The following is a 24,288-nucleotide window of genomic DNA, read 5'->3' as shown; positions in this document are numbered from 1 at the left end:
CCTCACTCGAGAACCTTTGGCACCAGGAACAGTCCATTCTCCTGCGCCGGCGCATTGGCGAGGTTGGCGCTGCGCTGATCAGTTTCCGTCACGCGATCCTCGCGCAGGCGTTGGGCCATCGGCTGTACGACATCCAATGGATGCGACAGCGGCTCGATCCCCCGCGTGTCCACGGCCTGCAGTTCGTCAATCAGGCCGAAGATACCGTTCAGTTGCGATTGCAGCAGCGTGACATCGTTGTCTGACACAGCTATTCGCGCCAGACGCGCAAGGCGTTTCAAATCGTCGGTGTGGAGTTCCATGAAAAAACGGGGCAGGAGTCAGGTTTGTCGGCGATGTTCACAACCGCACGGCTGGGTTACCGAAAGGGTCGCGGAAAGAAAGCCAGCTTCCCCGCGAAGCACCTCTTTTGTGCCCGCAAAACACACGTTTTTGGCATGCTTTTTGGTGCGTTGATACGGTATTATAGGCCACTTGCCGATTTGCCCATGTTTGGCTAGGGGAAAAACGGACAAAACAGACCCAATTTTTGGCAACCGTCACCGTGAATTTCGGCGCACCGGCGGCGTTTGCAGGCAGGTCCGCAACTTGATGCATTGATCCGGCAATACCGGATTGATCGGCAGGCCGGATCAACTCCTCACCCCAACCCTCTCCCGAAGGAGAGGGCGAGAATTGCGGCACACAAGGACCTGTGTGCCGGAGACAAGAAAGGCCACATGTTTTCGCTCTTCCCGAAATATTTCACCACCGATCTCGCGATCGATCTGGGTACCGCCAATACGCTGATTTATTTGCGCGGCAAAGGCATTGTTCTTGACGAGCCGTCGGTCGTCGCAATTCGGCAGGATGCCGGGCCGAACTCGAAGAAAACCATCCAGGCGGTCGGCTTGGCCGCAAAAATGATGTTGGGCCGCACGCCCGGCAACATCACCGCCATCCGGCCGATGAAAGATGGCGTGATCGCCGACTTTCACACTACCGAGCACATGCTCAAGTTCTTCATCAAGAAGGTGCATGACGCGCAGTGGTATCGCCCGAGTCCCCGCATTGTGATTTGCGTGCCCTGCGGTTCCACTCAGGTTGAGCGCCGTGCGATTCGTGAATCCGCCGTGGCCGCGGGTGCATCGCAAGTATTCCTGATCGAAGAACCGATGGCCGCGGCCATTGGCGCTGGCTTGCCGATCGCCGAACCGACTGGCTCAATGGTGGTTGATATCGGCGGCGGCACCACGGAGGTCGGCGTGATCTCGCTGGGCGGCATCGTTTATTCCGCGTCGGTGCGCGTGGGTGGCGACAAGTTCGACGAGGCCATCATCAATTACATCCGCCGCAACTACGGCATGCTGATCGGAGAATCGACGGCCGAGAAAATCAAGAAAACCATCGGCTCCGCGTTCCCGGGATCGGAAGTGCGCGAGATGGAAGTAAAGGGCCGCAACCTGGCCGAGGGCATTCCGCGCTCGTTCACCATTTCATCGAACGAAATCCTCGAAGCGCTGACAGAACCGTTGAACTCGATCGTGTCCGCCGTGAAATCCGCTCTGGAACAAACGCCGCCTGAACTCGGCGCCGATATCGCCGAAAAAGGCATGGTGCTCACCGGCGGCGGCGCGTTGCTGCGCGATCTCGATCGCCTGCTGGTGGAAGAGACCGGTCTGCCCGTCATCGTCGCCGACGATCCGCTCACCTGCGTGGTGCGCGGTTCAGGCCGGGCGCTGGAAGAGATGGACAAGCTGGGTTCGGTTTTCACCAACGAGCTTTAATGAGTACTTTCTCCGTTCGCCTAGCGCGCAGCGGAGCGAAATCGACACGCTGCCCAGCCGGCGTGCCGATAGCTCGGTGGAACAAGAACGTTCCCGACACCTACCGCTAGTATGTCCGCATACCAGGAAAACTTTTTCGCCCGCGGCCCCAGCGCACTCGCCCGCCTGACATTTTTTTCGCTCATCGCGATTGCCGTGATGGTCGCCGATCATCGCTTTCAGGCCCTTTCGGTGGTGCGCCTCGGCGTATCGGCTGTGATTACGCCCATTGAGCAAGCGCTGCGTTTTCCGGGAATCTTCGCCCGAAATACCGGCGAATATTTTTCCGATCAGAAACGGCTGCTTGAAGAAAACGCCCGCCTGAAGGCAGAGGTGCTGGAGCTTGCTGCCGCCAGCCAGCAATCGTTGCTGATTCGGGCGGAGCAGACTTACCTGGGCGAGCTTGCCGCGGTCGACAAACGCTTCGGCGACCGTGGAATCGTCGCTGAAATAATCCGCGACGCCCGCAACCCTTTTGCCCGCAAGATCATCATCGACAAGGGTATTTCGCAAGGCCTGGCGAGCGGCCTCGCCGTCATCGACGGCAAGGGCGTGGTGGGACAAGTGACCGCTGTCGGCTTGCTGTCCTCGGAGGTCACCCTGACGACCGAGAAGGACCAGGCGGTGCCGGTAATGGTGGTACGCAATGGCGTACGCGCCATCGCTGTTGGTACCGGCCGCGAAGGTACGATCGATGTGCCGTTCATTCCGGTCGGGGCGGATATCCAGGTGGGTGATGCCCTCGTTACGTCGGGCATCGACGGCACTTATCCGGCGGGACTCTCAGTTGCACGCGTGACCCTGGTGGACAAGAATCCGGCGTTTCCGTTTGCACGCATTTCCGCCAATCCGGCGGCCGGCACCGACCAATATCGGTTTGTAAAAGTGCTGACGCAGCAAGAATTGCGCGAGTACCCGCGCCCGGATGTGAAGGCCGACGAAAAGCTTCCGCCGCGCGAGCGTGGTAGCGCCGGCAAGCGTCGCGAAGGCCGTGAGGGTAAATGATGGACCTCTCGCCCATTTCCCACGAACCAATGCGTCCACTGGCGCCATTGCGTTTGCTGGGCGGCTCGATCATCTGCGCGCTGATTTTGAATCTGCTGCCCTGGAGTGGCGCGCTGCTGCGCGCGCATCCCGACTTTGTGTTGCTGGTGCTGCTTTACTGGAGCGTGAACCAGCCGCGCAGCATTGGCCAAGGCTGGGGATTTTCGCTCGGACTGCTGATGGATGTAGCGGATAGCGTCCTGCTGGGGCAGCATGCGTTGGTGTATGTGGTGGCGATCTATCTAGCCCAGCTGTTGCGTTTACGAATATTGCAGCTGAGCTTGCTTGAGCAGGCGCTGCATATCGGTGCGATCCTGATATTCGCACAGGCGATCGTTGTCCTGTTGAATCTCTCACTTGGACGGGAATTTCCCGGCATGCTGCTGGCGGTTTCGCCGGTGTTGGCCGCGGTCTTGTGGCTGCCGATGGATTTTGTGGCGACCTTGCCCCGATTCCGGCGCGCGTCAAACTCAACGACGACGATGCGTTAGCTTGCAGAATCCCGAAACAAGATGATCGGCACCACCATCAAGAATCGCGAGGCGGAACTTACCGTGTTCCGCACGCGCGCCCTGTTCGCGGGGCTTTGCGCGCTCATCGCCTTCGCCATTCTGGCCGGCCGCATGATGTACCTGCAGGTCATCAAGCGCGAGTACTATCACACCCTCGCCGAGGCCAATCGTATCTCGGTGTTGCCGGTGGCGCCGAACCGCGGATTGATCCTCGACCGCAATGGCGAGGTGCTGGCCGCCAATTATTCCGCCTACACACTTGAGGTGATGCCGTCGAAGGTCGGCAATCTCGACAAGGCGCTCGACGAGCTCGCAACAGTCATCGACATTCAGCCACGGGACCGCCGCCGCTTCAAGAAATTGCTGGAAGAGAGCAAGAACTTCGAGTCCCTGCCGATCCGCACCCGCCTTACCGACGCGGAAATTGCCCGCTTTGCGGTGAACCGATATCGCTTTCCGGGTTTCGACATTCAGGCGCGCTTGTTCCGCAACTACCCTTTTGGCGAAATCGCTTCGCACGCCATCGGATATATCGGCCGCATCAATGTTTCAGAAGTAAAAAAAATCGAATCCAGCGGACTTGCCGCCAATTACAAGGGTACTGACCACATCGGCAAGCTGGGCATCGAGGGCAGCTACGAAATGGAGTTGCACGGCACTACCGGGTCGCGACAGGTGGAAATCGATGCGGGCGGCAGGCCGATTCGCTCACTCGCCAGCAGCGCGCCACAGTCCGGCAACAATTTGACGCTGACGCTTGATATCAAATTGCAGAAAGTCGCCGAGCAGGCGTTTGCGGATTTTCGCGGCGGCCTCGTAGCCATTGATCCCCGAAATGGGGAAGTATTGGCGCTGGTGTCCAAACCAGGATTTGACCCGAACCTGTTTGTCGATGGCATCGATCCGGTCAATTGGGATTTGCTGAATAATTCGCCCGACAAGCCGCTGCTCAATCGCATCCTCAGCAGTGCCTATCCGCCGGGCTCCACGATCAAGCCGTTTTTGGCGCTGGCCGCGCTCGAATCCGGCAAACGCACGCCGGCGCAGAGCATCCGCGATCCCGGCTATTTCGCTCTGCCCGGCGTTGCGCATCGCTGGCGCGACGACAAGGAAGGTGGCCATGGAGTCGTCGATATGGCCAAGTCGATCGTGGTGTCCTGCGACACCTACTACTACCAGCTCGCGTCCGAAACGGATATCGACAAGACGGCTGCGTTCATGGGAATGCTGGGATTCGGCGGGAAGACGGCGATCGATATCGATGGTGAAGTCATCGGCGTATTGCCGTCGCGTGCGTGGAAAGAAAAACGTTTTGCGCGTGCGGCTTCCGACGGTCGAAAGTGGTATCTGGGTGACAGTATCTCGGCGGGCATCGGCCAGGGTTACAACGCCTTCACGCCCATGCAACTGGCGCACGCCATCGCAACCATTGCAAACGACGGCGTTGCCCACCGACCGCACCTGGTCAGGAGTGTTACTGATTCGGCGGCCGGAAACATTCGTACCGTCGCCGCGGACCCGCCGCAGAAGTTGCCGCTGAAGCCTGAAAACGTGGCGATCATCAAAGATGCACTCATTGGCGTTACCCGGGATGAGGGCGGCACCGGCGTTCGCGTATTCGCCAAGGCCGGCTACGTCAGCGGCGGGAAAACCGGTACCGCGCAGGTGTTTGGATTGAAGGGCGAAAAATATCGGGAAAGCAAAGTGCAGGAGCGCTTGCGCGACCACGCCTGGTACATCGCTTTTGCGCCCGCAGAACAACCTGTTATCGCGATGGCCATACTGGTCGAAAACGGCGGTTTTGGCGGAACCACCGCCGCACCGATCGCGCGCGAAGTGCTGGATTATTTCCTGCTGGGCAAGCAACCGGATCCCAAGAAATTGAAGCTGAAAAAAGATGAGCCTAAAGACGCTGATTAACCGGGTATTCGATGCGCTGACCCGCCGCCTCGACGGCCCGCTCATGGTCACGCTGATCGTGCTTGCGGCACTGTCAATGACGGTGGTGTTTTCGGCCAGTGGCGGTCAAACTTTCGACCGCTCGCTGGGTCAGCTGCGCAATTTCGCGGTTGCACTGGTGGCGATGTGGATCGTCGCGAATATTCCGCCGCAAACCCTGATGCGCCTCGCGATTCCGATTTACATCGCCGGCATGATTCTGCTGATCAGCGTTGCCCTGTTCGGCGAGATCCGCAATGGCGCGCGCCGCTGGCTGCACATCGGCGTCATCATCCAGCCGTCCGAGATCATGAAGATCGGCGTGCCGCTGCTGCTGGCCTGGTATTTTCACCGCAAGGAAGAGGGGCTCGCTCTCACCGACTACGCCGTTGCCGGACTGATGCTGATGCTGCCAACCGGGCTCATCATGCGCCAGCCCGATCTCGGCACATCCATCATGATTTTCGCGTCGGGATTTTTTGTCATCTTTCTGGCCGGACTATCCTGGAAGATCATCGTCGGCGCCGGTGTTGCCGTTGCTGCCGCGCTGCCGTTTGCGTGGAACATGATGCATGACTACCAGCGACAGCGTATTTTCACGCTACTGGATCCGACGGAAGATCCGCTGGGTGCCGGCTATCACATCATCCAATCGACCATCGCCATCGGCTCAGGCGGCGTGCTCGGCAAAGGCTGGCTGAACGGCAGCCAGGCGCAACTCGATTTCATTCCCGAGCGCTCCACCGATTTCATTCTCGCGGTATTCGGCGAGGAGTTTGGATTGCTGGGCAACTTGCTGCTGTTAACGCTTTATCTCATCGTGATCGGGCGCGGGTTGATGATTGCGATCAACGCGCCGACCACATTCTCCCGATTGCTGGCGGGCGCGATTACGTTGACATTTTTCATGTATGCCTTTGTCAACATCGGCATGGTCACAGGCATCTTGCCGGTGGTGGGTGTACCGTTGCCGTTAATCAGTTATGGCGGGACGGCGATCCTGACGATGCTCGTGGGCTTCGGGATATTGATGTCGATATCGACCCACAAGCGGTTGGTGTCGACGTGATGGTGGTTTTCCTGGCGATTCGATGCGTAGATCGCCATTTGGCGGGGGGTTTCGGGCGTTTACGGCCTGTAAGGCTCGCCAGTGCTAGAGTTTGGCATTCTGTTGGTGCCGCCATTTCCGCGCAGACGGGAGTTCAAGTTTCACGTAAGGCCTCCGCATTCACTTTTCCCCAGATCGATGCCGGGGGTAGCCCGGCGGCTACTCACTGTTCTTGCTTCGCCAAGAAAAGTAAGCAAAAGAAGGCGACCCCAGGTTCGTCGCCCTTCGGGTTCCCTGCGCGGCTCACAAACGCGGGCCGCAGCGGAACTCGTGGCTCGAATGTGCCGTTGCGCAAATGGTTCAGATTGTGCTCGCCACTCAAACAGTCCTCGCTGACTTCCCCCGCGTTTGCTGCGCTGCTCGGCGGCTCTCATGGGGACCCTTCTCGCATTGCGGCTACAGAGATAAGCAAGTCTGTCGCCCCGGATTTGGTCCGGCGCCCAATACTTGTTGTGCTTGTAATGGCGCTTTTGTTGGCGGGCTGCGGTGGCACCCCAAAGAAAACCGAACCGCCAAAACAATTCATCGGCAAACCCGGCGCCTACTACCTCGACGATGGCCCCGGCGACAACGCGCCGCTGAACCTCGACGCCATCGCCGACGCCACGCCGAAAATGGAACCCCTGCATCGCGGCGCAAACCGGCCCTACACGGTCTTCGGAAAGACTTACGTGCCCAATGTGTCGAGCGAGCCGTTTCGACAGCAGGGTGTGGCATCCTGGTACGGTCGAAAATTCCACGGCAGCATGACGTCCATCGGCGAGACCTATGACATGTATGCGATGACGGCGGCGCACCCGACGTTGCCGTTACCGTCGTACGTGCGTGTAACGAATCCCGCCAACATGAAATCGGTGATATTGCGCGTAAACGATCGCGGCCCGTTTCATTCTGATCGGGTCATTGACTTGTCCTATACCGCTGCGGCCAAGCTCGACATCGCCCGCAAGGGCAGCGGATTCGTCACCGTGGAACGGGTGTTCCCGGGCGATACCCGAGTCGCCGCCGCGTCCATACCATTGCCGTCGCTACCGCTTTCGCCAACATCGCTGCCGCCCGTGACACCATCGCCGTCCCCAACCATCACCACACCTGCCATTGTTCCGGAGGCAGGTGACCTTTACCTGCAACTCGCGGCGTTCAGTTCGCCGGAAAATGCCGAAATCTTTCGCGCGCGCATGAGCCGCGAACTCGAATGGAACCGCGAGCCCATTCAGGTTGTCCAGAAAGACAACCTGTTCCGCGTTCGCATGGGCCCCTACAAGTCGCGCGAGGAAGCCGACGCGATCGCGGCACAGGTCAGGCAATCCCACGATTTTTCACCCGTCATTCAAAAACCATAGCCCCTCAACATCAGGATCACAATGAAATCTGCAAGGAACTTCGCCGCCCTCTTTTTCACGGCCGCATGTGTCGCGCCCGCTCTCGTTCTAATGCTCGCTCCTTCCCCAGCCGCCGCGCAAATAACCGTCTCGCTTACCGACGTCCCGGCACCACAAATCGCCGCACGTGCCTACGTGCTCTTTGATGCCTCCAGCGGCCAGACTCTGGCGCAGCAAGCCGCCACCGACCGCTTCGAACCTGCCTCGCTCACCAAACTGATGACCGCCTACCTCGTCTTCCAGGCGCTGAAGGACAAGAAGCTCACGCTCACGCAAACCGTCACCGTGTCCGAGCGCGCGTGGCGCGCGGAAGGGTCGCGCATGTTCATCGATCCAAAACAGACGCCGGCCGTGGAGCCGCTGATTCGCGGCATGATCATACAGAGCGGCAACGATGCCTCCATCGCGCTGGCGGAGGCGGTCGCCGGGTCTGAGGACCTGTTCGCGCAAATGATGAACAAGCAAGCGCAGAAGCTCGGCATGAAAAACACCAGCTTCACGAATGCGACGGGCCTGCCGGATCCGCATCACTATTCGACAGCCGAGGATCTCGCGTTGCTCGCCAACGCACTGATACGCGATTTTCCTGCCGAGGTCGGCTACTACAAGGAACGTGAATTTGCCCACAACAAGATCACGCAGCCGAACCGCAACCGCCTGCTCTGGCTCGACCCGACAGTCGACGGCCTGAAGACCGGCCATACCGAAGCGGCAGGCTATTGCCTGATCGCCACGGCAAAGCGGGGGGATGCTGATAAATCGCGCCGCCTGATTTCGGTCGTACTGGGAACTACGTCGGATGTCGCGCGCACCCAGGAGAGCCAGAAATTGCTTAACTACGGTTACCAGTTCTTTGATGCGCAACGGCTGTATAAAAAGAACGATGCCATCGCCACGCCGGAAATATTTAAAGGCACGCAGAACGCGATCAAGCTCGGTTTCGATCGCGATATCTGGCTCACGCTACCCAAGGACAAATTCACCGGATTGAAAGCCACGCTGACTACCACCCAACCCCTGATCGCGCCGTATTCGCCCGGCCAGAAAGCGGGCGTAATGAAATTGACGCAAAATGACAAGTTGATCGCGGAAATCCCTGTGGTTGCGCTGGAGAATGTGCCGGTTGCCGGCTTTCTGGGGCGCGGCTGGGATGCGATCAGGTTGCTTTGGAAGTAGCGATTTTATTTATTGCTCGTTGACCCCTCACCCTGCCCTCTCCGAGGGTTCCAAAAGCCCTTCTCCCCGGGGAGAAGGGTTGGGATGAGGGGTAAGCGAGCTGACCTGCCAAGAGAAAGAACCAACCATGACCACCTCAATGTGTCTCCCCACCGTCTATCTCAACGGCGAATTCATGCCTTTTGAGAATGCGAAAATCTCCCCGCTGGATCGCGGCTTCATTTTTGGCGATGGCGCATACGAAGTCATCCCGTTCTACGCCAGTCGCGGCCTGCGCGCGGTCGAACACCTGGAAGCGACTGCAACGCAGCCTTGGATGAGCTGCAAATCGATAACCCCTATCCACTCGCACAATGGGAATCGCTGATCGCCTCGCTGGTGGACCAAAATGGCGGCGGCAATGTGGGTGTCTATATTCAAGTCACGCGCGGCGTCGCCAAGCGCGATTTTCCGCCGCCCAAGGGCCTGAAGCAGACCGTGTTCATGATGGCCAATCCACTCGCAACGCCGAAGCCCGAGATTTACGAAAACGGTATTTCGTGTGTCTCGCTGGACGACAGCCGCTGGTTGCGCTGCCAGGTCAAGGCGACTGCCCTGCTCGGCGCGGTATTACTGAAACACGAAGGCAACCAGGCTGGCGCGGATGAGGTCGTGTTGTTTCGCGACGGCTATCTCACCGAGTCCTCGGCCTCCAACATCGCCGCGGTCAAGAATGGCGTCATCCTTTGCCCGCCGATGGATAACCTTATTCTGGGCGGCATCACCTATGAACTGATGATTGAACTCGCGCGCAAGCACAGCATGCCGCTGGAAATCCGCCGCGTGCATCGCCGCGAGGTGAAGAAAGCCGACGAGTTATGGATCATGTCCTCTACCAAGGAAGTCGTACCGATCGTGAAACTCGACGACAAACCCATCGGGCACGGTGAAAATGCGGGGAAACCCGGTGCTGTGTTCAAGCAAATGCGGAAACTCTTTGATGAGTACAAGCGTAACCTCCCCGCGGCGCCTTCGTTAAAGGCTGCCGAATAAGGCGGCCGAATAAAGAGAAGATGCAAAATGAGCGATCATCCGAAAATCATTGGTGATGCCGACTTGGAAACGACGGAATCCCTGCTCCAGTTTCCGACGACATTTCCGATCAAGGCGATGGGCCGGCGCGAGGATGGATTTGCCCAGGCGGTGCTGGAAATCGTCCTCAAGCACGCGCCGGACTTCGATGCCAAGACGCTCGAAATGCGGCCCTCGAAGAACGGAAATTTTCTGTCCGTGACCGCGACAATCAACGCCACATCCAAAGCGCAGCTGGACGATATTTATCGGGGACTGACTTCGCACCCGCTGGTGTTGATGGCGCTATAGGAAATTTGCCGTGAAGGCTTAAGTAGACATGCACAACTTACCTCTTATCAAACACTTGGGCGTCGTCCCCTACGAACCCACCTGGCGCGCCATGCAGGCCGCCAATAAATCGCGCTCCGCCGCCACGCCCGATGAATTCTGGTTGCTCGAACATCCGCCCGTCTTCACCCTCGGCCTCGCCGGCAAGTACGAGCATGTGCTGGCCCCCGGCGACATTCCCGTCATCAAGATCGACCGTGGCGGCCAGGTTACCTATCACGGCCCGGGGCAACTGGTGGTGTACCTGTTGCTCGACATGAAGAAGCTCGGTTACGGCGTCAAGATGCTCGTAAGAAAAATTGAACAGTCAGTGATCGATCTGCTCACCGAATATGGCATCGACAGTTATCGCCTCGCCGGCATGCCAGGGGTCTACGTCAACCTGAACGACGCCGACGCCAAGATTGCCGCGATTGGTTTGCGTGTCGCCAATCACGCGACTTACCACGGCCTGTCATTGAATATCGATATGGACCTGGAGCCGTTCTCGCGTATCAACCCCTGTGGCTACGAGGGCCTGGCGGTGACGCAGGTACGGAACTTCGGGGTGACCGATAAAATGAATGTGATCGGCGAAAAACTGGTGTCACGTCTGAAAGCCAATCTTTACGAGCTGGCAAACTGAGCAAAGCGAACGATCATCGCGATTACGCGAGGCGCTCATTCGCCTGCGCTGACAAACAACGGGAATCATCATGGCCGAAGCCGGCGTCAAACAGAAATCCGAATCCAAAACTGCACGCATTCCCATCAAGGTCGTCGTGCAAAATGCGGCTGAACGCCTGAAAAAGCCCGACTGGATTCGCGTCAAGGCAGGTTCGGCTTCGACGAGTTTCTACGAGATCAAGCAGATCCTGCGCGACGCCAAGCTGCACACCGTCTGCGAGGAAGCCTCGTGCCCCAATATCGGCGAATGCTTCGGCAAGGGAACCGCGACCTTCATGATCATGGGCGATCTCTGCACGCGCCGCTGCCCGTTCTGCGATGTCGGTCACGGCCGACCGTTGCCGCTGGATCCGGACGAGCCGCGTCACCTGGCGGAGACGATTGCGAAGATGAAATTGAAATATGTGGTCATCACCAGCGTCGATCGCGACGACCTGCGCGACGGCGGCGCCGAGCACTTCGTCAACTGCATTCGCGAGACTCGCGCGCTGTCGCCACACACCCAAATCGAAATCCTTACGCCTGATTTTCGCGGCCGCCTAGACCGCGCGCTCGGCATCCTGCGTGCCGCCCCGCCGGACGTGATGAATCACAATCTCGAAACCGTGCCGCGGCTGTACAAGCAGGCGCGCCCGGGTTCAGATTACGCGCATTCCCTGAAGCTGCTGAAAGATTTCAAAGCCGAACATCCCGGCACACCGACCAAGAGCGGGCTGATGGTGGGGCTCGGCGAGACTAACGAAGAAATTCTGGAAGTGATGAAAGATTTACGCGCGCATGATGTGGAAATGCTGACCATCGGACAGTATCTGCAGCCGTCCGGGCATCATCTGCCGGTGTTGCGCTATGTGACGCCGGATGAGTTTGATATGTTCGCGCGGGAGGCCGGGAAGATGGGGTTCAAGCATGCGGCGTGCGGGCCAATGGTGAGGTCTTCATATCATGCGGATCAGATGGCGCATGAGGCGGGGTTGCCAGCAACTTCAACTTAGGCCAAGCCACTGCATTGGCTTGGCGTTCAGCGGGCGTAGAGCGGGCTCTGCGAATTCCCCGCTTCACCCCCGGACTAAATCCGGGGTGACAGCGGTAGTGGACTACCCGGGTCCCGATGAGAGTCGCCGAGTAACGCAGAAACGACAGGAGCAGTCCGCGAGGACTGTTTGAGGGCGAGCACAAACGAAATCTCTTGCTTGATTCATCCACGAGCCCGAGTTCCGCAGCGGCCTGTCGTTCCGAGGTGAGGCAGGGTGTTGCGCGCCTGCAACCGGGCTGCGTTGCGGGGGACGAACCTCGGGTCGCCTTCTTTTGCTTACTTTTCTTGGCGAAGCAAGAAAAGTGAGTAGCCGCCGGGCTACCCCCGGCAACCACCCGCAATCAAATGCCGCAGGCAACCCTTTGCAATAACCTGGATTCGCGTCGCCACGGGAACGACGAATCAGCGCTTGCCTAACTCGTTCAGCCGCCCATTCTTCAGCACCAGTTGGATAGCAACCTTCCCGCTCGGTGCATTCGCCGCATCACCCTTCACATTTTCCAGCGCCGGAATCGAAATGCTGGTCTCACCCGACTTCTGGTTGTGCGTGACCTTCGCCTCCAGGCGCTCAATGGCACGTACCCCAGGCGCACCCACCCGGACAACATCAACAAGCCGATAGTGCTGGGGATACGGGGTCTTGTTTTCCGGCACGAAAACCGCAAAGTACTGCATGGTGCGACGGCTGGCGCCATAGCGCTGTACGCCGAAAACGGCCAGCGCGATTTCATCACCGGGTCCACGCATGACCGGCTGGATCATTCGGCCATCCACTTCTTCAATTTCATCCCACGCGCCATACAGCTTCGCCAGCCGCTGTAGCTGGAAAACCAGCGGTTCGGGAAGTTGATCGGCAAAAGCCGTCCCGGCAGTCAAGACGCCCGCCAGGCAAAAGCAGGTAAGAAACACTCGCCATTTCATGGATTCCTCCGCATTTCAATCAGTGGTTCCGTGACACCCGCCATCGCCGCCTAAATTCCCGCCTGAGTCACGCGTGAAGTCAGCGCCTCGCTCAATCGCGCCTGCGTCACCAGTCGCGACAACTGCGAATTGCTGCGCGCCAGCGATTGCAGCAAATTCCGATGAATGGCGTGCTGTATTTTTACCGCCGCACCGGATGTGCCGTTGTAGAACGCCATGAAACCGGCGGCGGGAAATTCCAGCAACAGGACGTTCTCGCGGGCACGGGCGTTGGCGCCATGCGGCTTGCCCGCCAGCACACTCATGTAACCGACCAGCATTCCCGGGCCGAGCAAGGCCATGCGCCGCTCGTGGCCATCGAGGCGCGCATTGACTTCGACCGCGCCGCGCACCACCAGATAGCAGGCATTCGCAGGTTGTCCGGCAACGAACAGCCATTGTCCCCGCGCGACTTCCAATACGTTTGCCGCTGCGGCGGCAATATCGATTTCGTCAAGCGAAAAGCCGTCGAAAAACGGCAGCGCCGGTAGAAAACTGCGGTGGTCAAACGACGCACGCCGCAGGCGAGGCACGTCGGCAAGCGGATCGCCAGCAGGCAGCGCCATCGTCACGGGCTTGTCCTCCGGCGCGGGGCAACTGAGCAATTCGCCATTGAGCGCGCCCAGGCGCGCAACCAGCCCGGACGTGATGGTGCGCTGGATCGCCAGCGCGACAGGATTTCGTCCGGCGGTCAGCGCGCGAAACGCCTCGCGCTCGATGAACCAGCCATCGACATCGCTCACGGCCATGACATTGGCGCTGCAGTGGCCGTGTTCCAGCAGCGCCATTTCGCCGAACATCTCGCCTGCGCCCAGCACCGCCACCGTCTTCGCGCCGCCGCCCGGCAGCGACACGCGTGCTTCGACTTTTCCCATCCGCAGCACATAGGCGCCGCGCGATTCTTCGCCCTGTTGCACCAACCGGCTGCCTGATGTGAACGAAACAGGCTCGGCCACCGCCAGCAATTGCGCCGCGGCGGCCTCGTCCAGCCCGCGACAAATCGCAGTGGCGCAAAAAGCGTCGAGAGTGTCGGTGGCGTTCATGGCAAGATAGCGCAATACATTTAGCGAAGAGTTTACACGGGCGCAAGAATTGGCCCGTCACAATCTGCCCCTGACCATGTGCCGCGCACTGCTCTATCTGGGCCAGCCCGTCCTGCTGGACAACCTGCTGTATCAGCCCGATTCCGCGCTGGTAAAGCAAAGCTACATGCCGAAGATGCTGCACCTGCTGAACCTCGCCGGCTTCGGCCTGCGCGCATGGGACCCGCATTCGCACGCGCCGGACGCCCCTTTTACCTACGGCTCGTCGTCGCTGCCGGTATTCGATCGCAATCTGAAGAACCTCGCCGAAAAAGTGCGCGCCACCTGTGTGCTCGGGCACGTGCGCGGCGTGGCCTACAGCACCGTCGTCGATATCTCGCTGCAAAACGTGCACCCGTTCCAGTTCCCCGGCGTGCTGCTGGCGATGGCGCACAACGGCGATCTGGCGCGCATGTCCGAGATGAAGCCGCTGCTGGCGAAACACGTCAATCCGAAATACCTGCCGCATATTCGCGGCACCACCGACAGCGAATGGATCTACGCGCTCATCGTCTCTGCGCTGCCGGATCCGAATCGCCGCGCGACACGTGATGAGCTGCTGACCGCCATTGAAACCGCGCTGAAGTTGATTCGCGCTGTCCGCGCCCAACTCGGTATCGCGGTGTCCTCGTCGGTCAACCTGTTCATGACTGACGGTCACCAGCTTGCCGCCGTGCGTTACTGTTTCGACTTCGGCTGCTACGCCACCAATGACCCGCGCGCGTGCAAGAAGCCAACATCAATTTCCTGTCACTCTGGTACACGCTCGGCCGCGACTACGGCATGAACGAAGGGGAGTGGCGCATGACGGGCGGCGCAGCGAACGCGGATTCCATCATCGTCGCCTCCGAACCACTGACCAAAGACACGTCGACCTGGGTTGAGGTGCCGGAGTATTCGGCGCTGCATGTGGAGCTCACGGGCGGGACACCGGCGGTGACGGTGCGGTACCTGGAGTAGAACCGGAAATACCAGCACCGGCGAGCCTTTCGGGCCATTTTTGCTCCAAGCGTCGCGCCAGCTATAGACTTTCGACCTCAGTGCCGGACCAAGACTACAACCGTGATTGGCGAATAGCATCAATGGCCCCAATGGTAAGCCATAGGACAGTATTGGCGTCGGTTTGAATCAATTCAATGATGGCCTCGCGAGGGCCGTTTCTCCATGCGTCTGTCGAGTAGAAGGCAGCCTGTGATTGCTTGAGGTCATCGAGGTCGCTGTAAGCCCGAATCAGAAAGTACGCATCCGGGTCGTGAAGAGATTGCCCGAAAGCGACTACTTCCATGCCCCACTCTTTGAGAAGGGGGACGCTCTGGTTGGAAACCAGGTCGTGGAACTTTGGGCCACTTCCGGGCTTTAGAATGTAGGACCGAATTTCGACGAGGCGTTTCATGGCGGCCTAACGAGACTGAAGGGAGCAAACTTGATTGATATTAGCCCTCATTTCGGAAGATAGCCGCTCTACTGCCGGGGGAGATGCGTTGATTGCGCCGACAAAAAAGTAGCCGTCGTAATCGGGCAACAACCGCCGATCAAGTTCTACCAGCTTCGGCGAAGAACGGTCATTCATGGGGAACATTCCGCGCTTGACACCGCAGCTGGACTTTCCCTCTGTATCGTTTGCGCAGAACCACGCGGAGCCCCCCGCGTGTTGCATAAGTAGAGAAATGATTTTTACTTCGCTCATCAAGTTGACGGCCGATCGAAAGGAGGCGTCAAACGGTGCGCCCTCGGCCTTTCTATTGTGCATGTTTCCTACAAGCAACATTATGGTTGCGTCAGGTTCGGCGTGTAACGCGCTTTCCAGGTTTAGGGCCATGATCTTGTCGCGAGTGATACCTGGCGTAACTTGACTGGGCATCGCGTCGATCGCCAGCACACGTACTTGCCGTCCTCTCATGCGAAGCGCGCGCGCGAACTCAATGAGAGTCACCATCGCCTTGCTTGAGCGGCCATCTTGAAATTCCCTGTTCCAGAACCTGCTGGTTCTCATCGAGGCAAGGAATTCGACCTCAGAGCCGCCGCTGACGAATGCATCGATCGTTGGCTGCTCAGATCCAGGGATTTCGAGGCCAAGCAAGGTCGGTTTCTTTGCATTCGCGAGAGCGCAGAGCAGTCTTGCGGCAAATGCCGGCGCCTCCATCGTGCCATGCGTTTCGCCCAGCGCGACGAGTCGAGCTTCGCGAATTCGTGTGGGTACTTCCGATAGGCTGAGGCATTGGCCCATCGCAACGCCGGAGATTGCGAACAGCGCGATTGAGCTAAGTGCAAAACGGTAAACGGAAATGTATGGGTAGTTCATCTGATGGCTACAGACGCTGTAGAAAAAGTCCCCGACGCAATGTTCGGGGTAAATATGGGAACGCGTTCACCACTGAGCGCCGCGTGCTATGCTTCCCGTAGTGGAGTCGCGTAGCGCTAACGACGCTCAAAGGGCAACCGGCCCTCACCCTGCCCCGCCAGGTCACACAGTTGGGCAACTGCTGGTGCGCGACAATAAACGTTGGGCTCTTGTAACGCAATAAGGCAAGCTGACCGAGAACACCGAACGAGTCTTGGCTGTACATGGTTGAAGATCAGTTCAACCTGCTCCAGATGCGCGAGATCGGGTGGAGTTGGAGAAGCAGACGAAAAGCCAGCTAGACGCTAACGGAGCGGCCTCGCGGCGTCCCGGCGAGGGAACGGGCCGGGCCGGGGGGCAACCCAGTCCTTGAGCGAAACAGCTCAGCTCCTCGCTTAACATCGGCCAATTCGGCACCGCCAGATAACTACGCATTTGGGCGCGAAGGCGCGAGCTTGGGCGGCCGGCACTGCAAGATTCTTCGAAAGTGCCTGTAGCCAGTGCCTGCATTACGGCGCCGGATAGCTCACCCGAAGGCATAAGTGCCCTTACTGTGCCAAGCAGCTTTGTGGCGGGGTCTTGATCTCACTAGTACGGCCTCTGAGACCTGAGAAAACACGCGCACGGCAAGGCGACGTCGCGAAGCCCGCCCAACCCTCGTCGGCCTTTTTTTTTTTTTTTTCCCCTCCGGGGGGGGGGTCCCCCCCCCCTTTCGCGGTTTCCCCCTCCCGGCCCCCTCCCCCGGGTTCCTCTTTGAACGGGAGCTTGACCTGCAACGTTCAACACCCGCCCTCCTGCTGAGTAAGTACCAGCCCACCATTCGATGGACTCTCTGGTCCTTGAGCGTGGCAATGATTTGGTCGCGTGTTCTGGGTTGGAAATATCAGGCAAAGCCGGACGCCGCAATCTCTTTCAGGAATGCCCCCGCAAGCCGTACCGGACTGACCTGAACTCTTTAAAGGGTTAAGAGAGGCCAACCGTCACGGTCACCCTTGCGGATGTGAGTCCGGAGCGCGGTTCGTAATATGCAGCTCACGGCCACATTCTTCCATTCCAACAGTGTGCGGCAGGTCGGCAGCTCAACAATGTGCTCACCTTGGGACAGGGCGGGCCGGGCGCTCCCCGCGGGCCGGCCCGCCCGAGGGCGGGGCGCCGGGCCCCCGCCGAGGCAACAAATAATTCCGCCGTGGCGGGCGTGGCGTCGGGGGGGGGGGGGTGCGTTGGGGGTCGCCCGCCCCCGGGGGCCGGTTTTGGGGGGGGGGGGGCCCGGGCCCCGGCCCCGGCCCCCGCCCGGCGGCTGAAAAATCCCGGGGGGGGGGTCTCCCCGGGGGGGGGGGGGTGTGGGGGGGGTGTTTTTTTTCCGCGGGGGGGGGGGGGGCGGCGGGGGGGGGGGAAATTTGGGCGGCCCCCCCGCCGGTGATGTCGCGCGAGGACTTGCGCCGCCAAGAAAGCAAAGACCCTCCGCGCCGTCCAAAAAAAACCCCCCCCCCCCCCCCCCCCCCCCCCCCCCCCCAAACCCCCCCCCCCCCCCCAAACCCCCCCCCCCGGGCCCCCCCCCCCCCCCAACCTCCCCCCGGCCGGCCCCCCCCCCCCCGGGAACCCCCCCCCCCCCCCGGGGCTCCCCCCCGGCCCCCCCCGCCCCCGCGAAACCAAAAAACACCCAAAAATACCAAAGGGGGGGGTGAAACCGAAGAAGGACGGCGGGGGAGGGGGAGGGGGGGGGCCGGGGGGGGGGGAGCCGGGGGGGCGGCGCCCCCCCCCCCCCCCCGGGCCGGCCCCCCGGGGGGCCCCCCCCCCCCCCAGGCCCCCCCGGAAAACCACGGCCCCCCGGCCCGGACAAACCCCCCGCCCCCCCCCCCGGGGGGAGGCGGCGCCCCCCCCCCCGGGGGAAGGGGGGGCGCCCCCCCCCCCCCCCCCAAGGGGACGGTACCCGGCCCCCCGCCCCGGGGCCTTTGAGCCCGTTTTTGGTGTTCTTTGGGGGTCCCCGGGGGGGGGGGCCCGGGGGGAAAACCGGGGGGGGGGGGCCCCGGGAGGGGGGGCCCCCCGCCCCCCCCGGGGGGCCCGGGCCCCAAACCCCCCACCCCCCGGGAAAACAAAAAGGGCGCCCCCAAAACCCCGGGGGCCCCCCAAAAAACGGGCCCCCCCCCAAACACCCCAACAGAAACACAAACAGTCCTGCGGGGCCCGGAGGGACCGGAAACCCCCACCAAAAAAAAAAAAACCTTACCCTTTCCGGCTCCCCCCCTTCGCCCCCCCCCCCCCCCCCCCCCAAACCCCCCCCCCCCCCCCCCCGCCCGCCCCGGGAAGGGAAGGAAAAAAAAAACAAAAACGCCCGGCCCCTCCCGTTGTCCCCCCCCCTTTTTTCCCCCCCCCCCCCCCCGGGAAAGGGCCCCCGGCCCCGGGCCCGGGGGGTGCGGACTTCCCCCCCCCCCCCCCCCGGCACCCCGAGAAAAAAGGCCGGGAAAACCCGCCGGCCGGCGGCCCCGGAAACGAAAAAAAAACCCCGAAAACAAACACCAAAACCCCGGCCGCCGGCGGGACCCCGGGGGGGCGGGGGGCGGCGGGGCCCCGCCCCCCCCCGGGGGCAAGGCCCCCGGGAGGGGGCGCCCCCCCGGGAGCCCCCCCGGACCCCCCCCCCCCCCCCCCCTGCCTCCCCCCCCCCCCCCCCCCCCGGGCCGGGGGGCCCCCCCCGCCCGGAAACCGCGGCACCCCCCCCCCCCCTTTTTTTTTTTCCCCCCACGGCCGCCCCCGGGGGGGCCCCCCCCAATAAAGGGGGAAAGCGGGGGCCCTCCCCCCCGCGGTGTGGGGCAAATACAAAAAAACAAAAAACAAAAAAAAAAAAAAAATGTTGTTTGGTGTAAATTTGTTGATTGAAAAAAATTTTTTTTAAAAAAAAAAAAAAAGAAAAGGAAAAAAGGGAGGGGAAACCCCAACCAAACCCCCCCCCCCCCCCGCCCCCCACAAGGGGGGGGCCCGGGGCCCCCGGCACGCCGGGGAAAAAAAAGACCCCCCCCCGCCCCCCCCCCGGCGGGCCCCCTAAAAGGCGGGGGAAGGGGGGGGGGGGGGGGGGGGGGGCGGGGGGGCGGGGGCCTCCCGCGGGCGGAACCGGGGGGGCTGTGGGGGGACCAAAGGGGAAAATTGGAGGGGGGGGGGGGGGGGGGGGGGGGGGGCGGCCCGGTGGAACCCCCGCACCCCGCCCCCGACCAAAATCCGGGGGGGCGGGGGGCCGGGGGGGGGGCGGGGGTCCGGGGGGTTGGGCGAAAAAAAAGGGGGGGGCCGGGGCCCCCCCCGCCCCCCGCCCCGCCCCCGGGCCCCCCCCCCGGAAACCGGGGGGGGGGGGAACAAAAGGGGGGGGCCCGCCCCCCCCCCCCCCCCCCCACCCCCCACCCCCCCCCCCCGGACCCCCCCCCCCCGGGGGGGGGCCCCCGGGGGCCCCCCCCGGCCGCCCCGGGGGGGGAGTAAAGGGGAGGGAAAAGGCCCCGGGGACCGCCCCGAAAACCCGCGGACCAGGGCCCCCCGGGGGGCCCCGGGGGGGGGCAAACGGGGACCCCCGGGGGGGCCCCCAGAAAGGGGCCGGGGGGAAAGGGAAAAACGCCGCCAGGGGGGCCCGCCCCCCCCGAGGGGGGGCGGGGCCAAGAAAAGGGGGGGGCGGCAAAAAAAGGGGGGGGGAAAGCCGGGGTCCTGAGGCCTCTTTGCCCCCCCCGGCCCCCCCGGGGTCCGGGGGGGGGGGGGGGGGGGGGGGGGGGAAACCCCGGGGGGGCCGGGGGGGGGGGGGGGGGGGCGGGGGGGCCGGGGGGGGGGGGGGGGGGGGGGGGGCCGGCCCCCCGGGGCCGGGGCCGGGGGGCCGGGGGAAGGGGGGGCCCCCGGGGGGGGCGGGGGGGGCCCGGCGGGCGCCCCCCCCGCCCCCCCCCCCCCGACCCCCCCGGCCCCGGCCGGGGGGGGGGGGGAACACGGGAAAAAAACGGGGGGAAGGGGGGGGGGCCGGGCGGGCCGCGCCGGCGCCCGGCTCCCCCCGGGCCCTTTTTGAAGGGGGCCAAAAGGGACAGGGGAAGCCGGCCCCCCCCCCCCCCCAAACCCCCCCCCGGGGGGCCGGCCCGCCCCCCCCGCCCAAAACCCCCCCCCCCCCCCCCCCCCCGGGGCGCCCCCCCCCGGGAAGGGCCCCGGAACCACCCCCCGGGCCCCCCCCCGGGGGCCGCCCCCCCCCCTGGCCCCCCCCGGGGCCGCCCCCGGGCGGGGCCGCCCCCCGCAACCCCCCCCTCCCTCCCCCCCCCCCCCCCGGGCCCCGGGGGGGGCCCCGCCCCCGGCCCCCAGCCCGGGGACGGGCGTGGCCCCCCGGTTCCCCCCCCCCAACCAACCCCCAAAACCCCCCATCCCGGGGGGGGGGGGGGGCCCCCCGGGCCCCCGCCCCGCGGCGGCCAGTTTTACGGGGGGCCCCCTGTTGGGGGGGGGGGGGGGGGACCCCCCCCCCCCGCCCCCCGGGGCGGGGGGTCCCCCCCCCCCCCCCGGGCCCCCCGGGGGGGGCGCCCCCCCCCCCCTTTTTTTCCTCCCCCCCCAAAGGGGGGGGGGCCCCCCCCCCCCCCCCCCCCCCCCCCCCCCCCCCCTCCCCCGGGGGGAGGCTTCAGTTCAAACTTTTGCATTGACCGCTAACTAGAAATGAACACCTGTCGAGGTGTACACAAACGGTGAAAAAAGTATTGCGTACATACAAGCTTCATGAATGGCTGCCTTAGCAATCAATGGCGTGATGCCAATTATCACACCCTGCATGAATTCAACAAACGCACCCGTCGCCGCATCGGCATTCAGCGATCAAACCCGATCGCCGCACGGAATCCTGCGGGGCCGCACAAAGTTACAAACACACGCACTGGCGCGGCGTTCCGGTCAATAATGGCTGAAACGCCGCACCAGTGCTTGTGTTTTGTTCCTAGTTGCTGCAATAGACCCGCCTTCAACTTCCGGCAGATTTGCTTTCGCCCTTCACCCTAAATAACATGCGATGGAACCACGACACGTTCGCCACGGTCTGCAAAGAGTGTGGACATCATCGTCACGCTTCACCCACGGTAATTCGATTGTTGAAAAAATGAGGAGCACGTCATGGCAAAACTGAATGTCAACGGCAAGATGCTGGATTATCAGGCGGACGAGGGAACACCGCTGCTCTGGGTGCTGCGTGAGCAGTTGGGGCTGACCGGCACCAAGTACGGTTGCGGCATCGCGCAATGCGGCACCTGCACGGTGCTGATCGATGGCGTGCCGATTCGCAGCTGTGTGCGCACGGCGGCGAGCCTCAAGCCGACGGAAAAAATCACCACCATCGAAGGGCTTTCGCCCGATGGCTCGCACCCGGTGCAAAAAGCCTGGGTGGCGCTGGATGTGCCGCAGTGCGGTTTCTGCCAGACCGGCATGATCATGGCCGCGACTGCGCTGCTGAATGCCAAGCCGAATCCCACCGACAAGGACATCGACGAGACGATGACCAATATTTGCCGCTGTGGCACTTACAACCGCGTGCGCGCGGCAATCAAATCCGTGGCGGCAGGGGGTGCGCTCAAGAAAGTGGACGCCAATGACATCATCCACACGGAAAGGAGCGCGACATGAATACGATTGCGCCGCCGAAAGTTTCACGCCGCCGTTTTCTGCAAGGCTCGGCCGCGACCGCGGGCAGTCTGGTCGTCGGCTTTCATGTTCCCTTTCTGAAGTCGGCCGAAGCGGCCGAGGGGTTGGTAGCCCCGGAGGTCAACGCATGGGTGGTGGTGAAACCTGACGACACCGTGGTGGTCCGCATCGCGCGCTCGGAGATGGGCCAGGGCACACTGACCGGCCTCGCGCAATTGGTGGCCGAGGAACTGGAATGCGATTGGGCCAGGGTGAGTACCGAGTATCCAACGCCGGGACAAAGCGTGGAGCGCAAACGGCCATGGGGAAGTTTCAGCACCGGCGGCAGCCAAGGCATTCGCGGGTCGCACGACTATGTGCGCAAGGGCGGCGCGACCGCCCGGATGATGCTGGTGCAGGCCGCCGCCGATGAATGGAAAGTACCGGCGGGTGAATGCACCGCCGCCAACAGCGTGATCACGCACACGGCATCGAAGCGCACCACCACATTTGGCAATGTGGCGAGTGCCGCCGCGAAGCTCACGCCGCCCACGGAAGTAAAGTTGAAGGACCCGAAAGACTGGAAGATCGCTGGCAAGCGCCTGGCGCGGCTGGATACCATCGACAAGACCACCGGCAAGCAGATCTACGGCATGGATCTCACCATGCCCGGCATGCTCAACGCGGCGATCAAGGATTGCCCGGTGTTCGGCGGCAAGGTGAAGAGCGTGGATGATGCCGCAGTGCTGAAGCGCCCCGGCGTGAAGAAAGTGGTGCGCGTGGGCAACTCGGCAGTCGCCGTGGTGGCCGATACCTGGTGGCGCGCCAAGACCGCGCTCGACGCATTGAAGATCGAATGGGACGAAGGCCCCCATGCGAAGGCATCCAGCGCGAGCATTGCCGAATCGCTGAACGCCGGTCTCGTTGCCAAGGACGCCGTGGTGGGAAATCAGGTTGGCAATGTCGGGCCCGCGATTGCGGCGGCGGCGAAAGTAATCGAGGCCACGTACTCGTACCCGTATCAGAACCATGCCTGCATGGAGACCATGAACGCCACGGCAAAATGGACGCCGGATCGTTGTGAGGTCTGGACGCCGACGCAAAATGGCGAGGCCGCATTGGCCGCCGCATCCGAAGCCGCGGGGCTGCCGTTGACGAAATGCGAAGTGTACAAAATTCACCTCGGTGGCGGTTTCGGCCGGCGCGGCATGACCGACTGGATACGCCAGGCGGTGGCGATCGCCAAGGAAATGCCCGGCACGCCGATCAAGCTGATCTGGTCGCGCGAGGAAGACATGGCGCAGGGGCGCTACCACCCGATCACGCGCTGCAAACTCACCGCCGGCCTCGACGCCGCAGGCAATGTGACCGGACTGGCGATGCGCATTTCCGGGCAATCAATCCTCGCGAGCGTGGCGCCGCAGAATATCAAGGACGGCAAGGACCCGCTGGTGTTTCAAGGGCTTAATGCAGCCGGCCCGGAAGCCGGGATTGGTTATACGTTTCCGGCGCTGATGATCGATCACGCCATGCGTAACCCGCATGTACCGGCGGGTTTCTGGCGCGGCGTGAATCTGAATCACAACACCATCTATCTCGAATGTTTTATTGACGAACTCGCCCATGCCGCCGGCAAGGATGCGCTGGAATTCCGGCGGAAACTGATGGCCAATCATCCGAAACATCTGGCGGTGCTCAATGCGGCGGCCGAGCGCGCTGGCTGGAGCAAACCTGCGGCGCCCGGCGTGTTCCGCGGATTGGCACAGGCGATGGGTTTTGGCAGCTACGTGGCGGCATGCGCGGAAGTATCGGTCAATGCGGCAGGCGAACTGAAGATCCATCGCATCGTCGCCGCAACTGATTCCGGTCATGCGGTGAATCCGCAGCAGATTGAAGCGCAGGTGGAGGGATCGTTCGCCTATGGCCTGTCGGCCGCGCTATACGGCGAGTGCACCGTCAAGGATGGCCGTATCTTGCAGAGCAACTTTCACGACTATCCGGCGATGCGCATGGCCGATATGCCCGCAGTGGAAACCGTCATCATGCCGTCGGGCGGATTCTGGGGCGGCGTGGGCGAGCCGACCATTGCTGTTGCGGCGCCGGCGGTGCTCAATGCGATCTTCGCGGCGACCGGAAAACGTATTCGCGATCTGCCTCTGAAGAATCACAGCCTCAAAAAGGCCTAGCCACAAACGCATCGGCGCGATGGCATCGCGCCGATACCGGAAACACTGCC

21 protein-coding genes are annotated in these 24,288 nt (G+C 62.4%); 16 read left to right on the top strand and 5 right to left on the bottom strand.

The genetic code is table 11. From position 1 onward, the window contains the following. Window positions 1–2: 2 nt before the first annotated feature. Complete coding sequence (gatC, locus tag IPP88_05295; protein MBL0122156.1) at window positions 3–302, bottom strand: Asp-tRNA(Asn)/Glu-tRNA(Gln) amidotransferase subunit GatC; 300 nt, start codon at window positions 300–302, stop codon at window positions 3–5. A 417-nt stretch (window positions 303–719) separates the two neighbouring features. Here gatC and IPP88_05290 point away from each other — a divergent pair, with 417 nt between their 5' ends. From IPP88_05290 to lipA, 12 genes are all read left to right on the top strand, one after another. Next, window positions 720–1,766 carry a rod shape-determining protein gene (locus tag IPP88_05290; GenBank protein ID MBL0122155.1) on the top strand — a complete coding sequence of 349 codons (1,047 nt, stop codon included), beginning with the start codon at window positions 720–722 and terminating at the stop codon, window positions 1,764–1,766. A 111-nt stretch (window positions 1,767–1,877) separates the two neighbouring features. Further along, window positions 1,878–2,810: a rod shape-determining protein MreC gene (mreC, locus tag IPP88_05285; GenBank protein ID MBL0122154.1), complete on the top strand. Its 933-nt coding sequence runs from the start codon at window positions 1,878–1,880 to the stop codon at window positions 2,808–2,810. Further along, entirely contained in the window at window positions 2,810–3,340 is a 531-nt protein-coding gene (mreD, locus tag IPP88_05280; protein ID MBL0122153.1) for a rod shape-determining protein MreD, read from the top strand. The genes mreC and mreD overlap by 1 nt, the downstream gene beginning before the upstream one ends. 21 nt (window positions 3,341–3,361) lie before the next feature. After that, window positions 3,362–5,281: a penicillin-binding protein 2 gene (gene mrdA, locus IPP88_05275; GenBank protein MBL0122152.1), complete on the top strand. Its 1,920-nt coding sequence runs from the start codon at window positions 3,362–3,364 to the stop codon at window positions 5,279–5,281. Continuing rightward, a complete protein-coding gene (gene rodA / locus IPP88_05270; protein ID MBL0122151.1) occupies window positions 5,259–6,368 on the top strand; it encodes a rod shape-determining protein RodA in 1,110 nt (369 codons plus the stop codon). The genes mrdA and rodA overlap by 23 nt, the downstream gene beginning before the upstream one ends. 500 nt (window positions 6,369–6,868) lie before the next feature. Beyond that, the gene (locus tag IPP88_05265; protein MBL0122150.1) at window positions 6,869–7,750 is read left to right on the top strand and encodes a septal ring lytic transglycosylase RlpA family protein; all 882 of its coding nucleotides are present in this window, start codon (window positions 6,869–6,871) and stop codon (window positions 7,748–7,750) included. A 21-nt stretch (window positions 7,751–7,771) separates the two neighbouring features. Further along, window positions 7,772–8,965: a D-alanyl-D-alanine carboxypeptidase gene (locus tag IPP88_05260; GenBank protein ID MBL0122149.1), complete on the top strand. Its 1,194-nt coding sequence runs from the start codon at window positions 7,772–7,774 to the stop codon at window positions 8,963–8,965. Window positions 8,966–9,092: 127 nt separating this feature from the next. After that, window positions 9,093–9,332, top strand: coding sequence for a hypothetical protein (locus IPP88_05255; GenBank protein ID MBL0122148.1), 240 nt, complete (start codon window positions 9,093–9,095; stop codon window positions 9,330–9,332). After that, window positions 9,278–9,997, top strand: coding sequence for an aminotransferase class IV (locus IPP88_05250; protein MBL0122147.1), 720 nt, complete (start codon window positions 9,278–9,280; stop codon window positions 9,995–9,997). Before IPP88_05255 ends, IPP88_05250 begins: the two co-directional genes overlap by 55 nt. A 27-nt stretch (window positions 9,998–10,024) precedes the next feature. Continuing rightward, the gene (locus tag IPP88_05245) at window positions 10,025–10,327 is read left to right on the top strand and encodes a DUF493 domain-containing protein (GenBank protein ID MBL0122146.1); all 303 of its coding nucleotides are present in this window, start codon (window positions 10,025–10,027) and stop codon (window positions 10,325–10,327) included. 28 nt (window positions 10,328–10,355) lie between these two features. Further along, window positions 10,356–10,991: a lipoyl(octanoyl) transferase LipB gene (gene lipB, locus IPP88_05240; GenBank protein MBL0122145.1), complete on the top strand. Its 636-nt coding sequence runs from the start codon at window positions 10,356–10,358 to the stop codon at window positions 10,989–10,991. A gap of 70 nt (window positions 10,992–11,061) precedes the next feature. Next, window positions 11,062–12,024, top strand: a complete 963-nt coding sequence (lipA, locus tag IPP88_05235) for a lipoyl synthase (GenBank protein ID MBL0122144.1) — start codon at window positions 11,062–11,064, stop codon at window positions 12,022–12,024. Window positions 12,025–12,467: 443 nt separating this feature from the next. Here lipA and IPP88_05230 read toward each other — a convergent pair whose 3' ends face one another. Then, entirely contained in the window at window positions 12,468–12,986 is a 519-nt protein-coding gene (locus IPP88_05230; GenBank protein ID MBL0122143.1) for a hypothetical protein, read from the bottom strand. Window positions 12,987–13,036: 50 nt separating this feature from the next. Then, entirely contained in the window at window positions 13,037–14,068 is a 1,032-nt protein-coding gene (locus tag IPP88_05225; GenBank protein ID MBL0122142.1) for a cyclic nucleotide-binding domain-containing protein, read from the bottom strand. A gap of 76 nt (window positions 14,069–14,144) precedes the next feature. On the opposite strand from IPP88_05225, the gene IPP88_05220 reads away from it, so the two are divergent. Together IPP88_05220 and IPP88_05215 are read left to right on the top strand one after the other, a co-directional pair. Next, window positions 14,145–14,894, top strand: a complete 750-nt coding sequence (locus tag IPP88_05220) for a class II glutamine amidotransferase (GenBank protein MBL0122141.1) — start codon at window positions 14,145–14,147, stop codon at window positions 14,892–14,894. After that, window positions 14,891–15,067 carry a hypothetical protein gene (locus tag IPP88_05215; protein ID MBL0122140.1) on the top strand — a complete coding sequence of 59 codons (177 nt, stop codon included), beginning with the start codon at window positions 14,891–14,893 and terminating at the stop codon, window positions 15,065–15,067. Before IPP88_05220 ends, IPP88_05215 begins: the two co-directional genes overlap by 4 nt. Window positions 15,068–15,161: 94 nt before the next feature. Here IPP88_05215 and IPP88_05210 read toward each other — a convergent pair whose 3' ends face one another. After that, window positions 15,162–15,500: an NIPSNAP family protein gene (locus IPP88_05210; protein ID MBL0122139.1), complete on the bottom strand. Its 339-nt coding sequence runs from the start codon at window positions 15,498–15,500 to the stop codon at window positions 15,162–15,164. A gap of 6 nt (window positions 15,501–15,506) precedes the next feature. Beyond that, window positions 15,507–16,409, bottom strand: coding sequence for a hypothetical protein (locus IPP88_05205; GenBank protein ID MBL0122138.1), 903 nt, complete (start codon window positions 16,407–16,409; stop codon window positions 15,507–15,509). Between the two features lie 5,139 nt (window positions 16,410–21,548). On the opposite strand from IPP88_05205, the gene IPP88_05200 reads away from it, so the two are divergent. Then, a complete protein-coding gene (locus tag IPP88_05200) occupies window positions 21,549–22,055 on the top strand; it encodes a (2Fe-2S)-binding protein (protein ID MBL0122137.1) in 507 nt (168 codons plus the stop codon). Further along, the gene (locus tag IPP88_05195) at window positions 22,052–24,238 is read left to right on the top strand and encodes a xanthine dehydrogenase family protein molybdopterin-binding subunit (protein MBL0122136.1); all 2,187 of its coding nucleotides are present in this window, start codon (window positions 22,052–22,054) and stop codon (window positions 24,236–24,238) included. The genes IPP88_05200 and IPP88_05195 overlap by 4 nt, the downstream gene beginning before the upstream one ends. Window positions 24,239–24,288 lie beyond the last annotated feature (50 nt).

It is taken from the genome of Betaproteobacteria bacterium, assembly GCA_016720925.1.
Taxonomy (GTDB): Bacteria; Pseudomonadota; Gammaproteobacteria; order Burkholderiales; family Usitatibacteraceae; genus UKL13-2.
This window is presented reverse-complemented; position numbering and strand designations above follow the sequence as displayed.

Bases quoted from the DNA above. Each gene is read 5' to 3' on its own strand.
- IPP88_05290 (MBL0122155.1), top strand. From the start codon at position 720: ATGTTTTCGCTCTTCCCGAAATATTTCACCACCGATCTCGCGATCGAT.
- IPP88_05200 (MBL0122137.1), top strand. From the start codon at position 21,549: ATGGCAAAACTGAATGTCAACGGCAAGATGCTGGATTATCAGGCGGAC.
- IPP88_05220 (MBL0122141.1), top strand. From the start codon at position 14,145: ATGTGCCGCGCACTGCTCTATCTGGGCCAGCCCGTCCTGCTGGACAAC.
- IPP88_05225 (MBL0122142.1), bottom strand. From the start codon at position 14,068: ATGAACGCCACCGACACTCTCGACGCTTTTTGCGCCACTGCGATTTGT.
- IPP88_05260 (MBL0122149.1), top strand. From the start codon at position 7,772: ATGAAATCTGCAAGGAACTTCGCCGCCCTCTTTTTCACGGCCGCATGT.
- lipA (MBL0122144.1), top strand. From the start codon at position 11,062: ATGGCCGAAGCCGGCGTCAAACAGAAATCCGAATCCAAAACTGCACGC.
- mrdA (MBL0122152.1), top strand. From the start codon at position 3,362: ATGATCGGCACCACCATCAAGAATCGCGAGGCGGAACTTACCGTGTTC.
- IPP88_05215 (MBL0122140.1), top strand. From the start codon at position 14,891: ATGAACGAAGGGGAGTGGCGCATGACGGGCGGCGCAGCGAACGCGGAT.
- rodA (MBL0122151.1), top strand. From the start codon at position 5,259: ATGAGCCTAAAGACGCTGATTAACCGGGTATTCGATGCGCTGACCCGC.
- mreC (MBL0122154.1), top strand. From the start codon at position 1,878: ATGTCCGCATACCAGGAAAACTTTTTCGCCCGCGGCCCCAGCGCACTC.
- IPP88_05265 (MBL0122150.1), top strand. From the start codon at position 6,869: ATGGCGCTTTTGTTGGCGGGCTGCGGTGGCACCCCAAAGAAAACCGAA.
- IPP88_05205 (MBL0122138.1), bottom strand. From the start codon at position 16,409: ATGAACTACCCATACATTTCCGTTTACCGTTTTGCACTTAGCTCAATC.
- IPP88_05210 (MBL0122139.1), bottom strand. From the start codon at position 15,500: ATGAAACGCCTCGTCGAAATTCGGTCCTACATTCTAAAGCCCGGAAGT.
- IPP88_05230 (MBL0122143.1), bottom strand. From the start codon at position 12,986: ATGAAATGGCGAGTGTTTCTTACCTGCTTTTGCCTGGCGGGCGTCTTG.
- lipB (MBL0122145.1), top strand. From the start codon at position 10,356: ATGCACAACTTACCTCTTATCAAACACTTGGGCGTCGTCCCCTACGAA.
- IPP88_05245 (MBL0122146.1), top strand. From the start codon at position 10,025: ATGAGCGATCATCCGAAAATCATTGGTGATGCCGACTTGGAAACGACG.
- gatC (MBL0122156.1), bottom strand. From the start codon at position 302: ATGGAACTCCACACCGACGATTTGAAACGCCTTGCGCGTCTGGCGCGA.
- mreD (MBL0122153.1), top strand. From the start codon at position 2,810: ATGGACCTCTCGCCCATTTCCCACGAACCAATGCGTCCACTGGCGCCA.
- IPP88_05255 (MBL0122148.1), top strand. From the start codon at position 9,093: ATGACCACCTCAATGTGTCTCCCCACCGTCTATCTCAACGGCGAATTC.
- IPP88_05195 (MBL0122136.1), top strand. From the start codon at position 22,052: ATGAATACGATTGCGCCGCCGAAAGTTTCACGCCGCCGTTTTCTGCAA.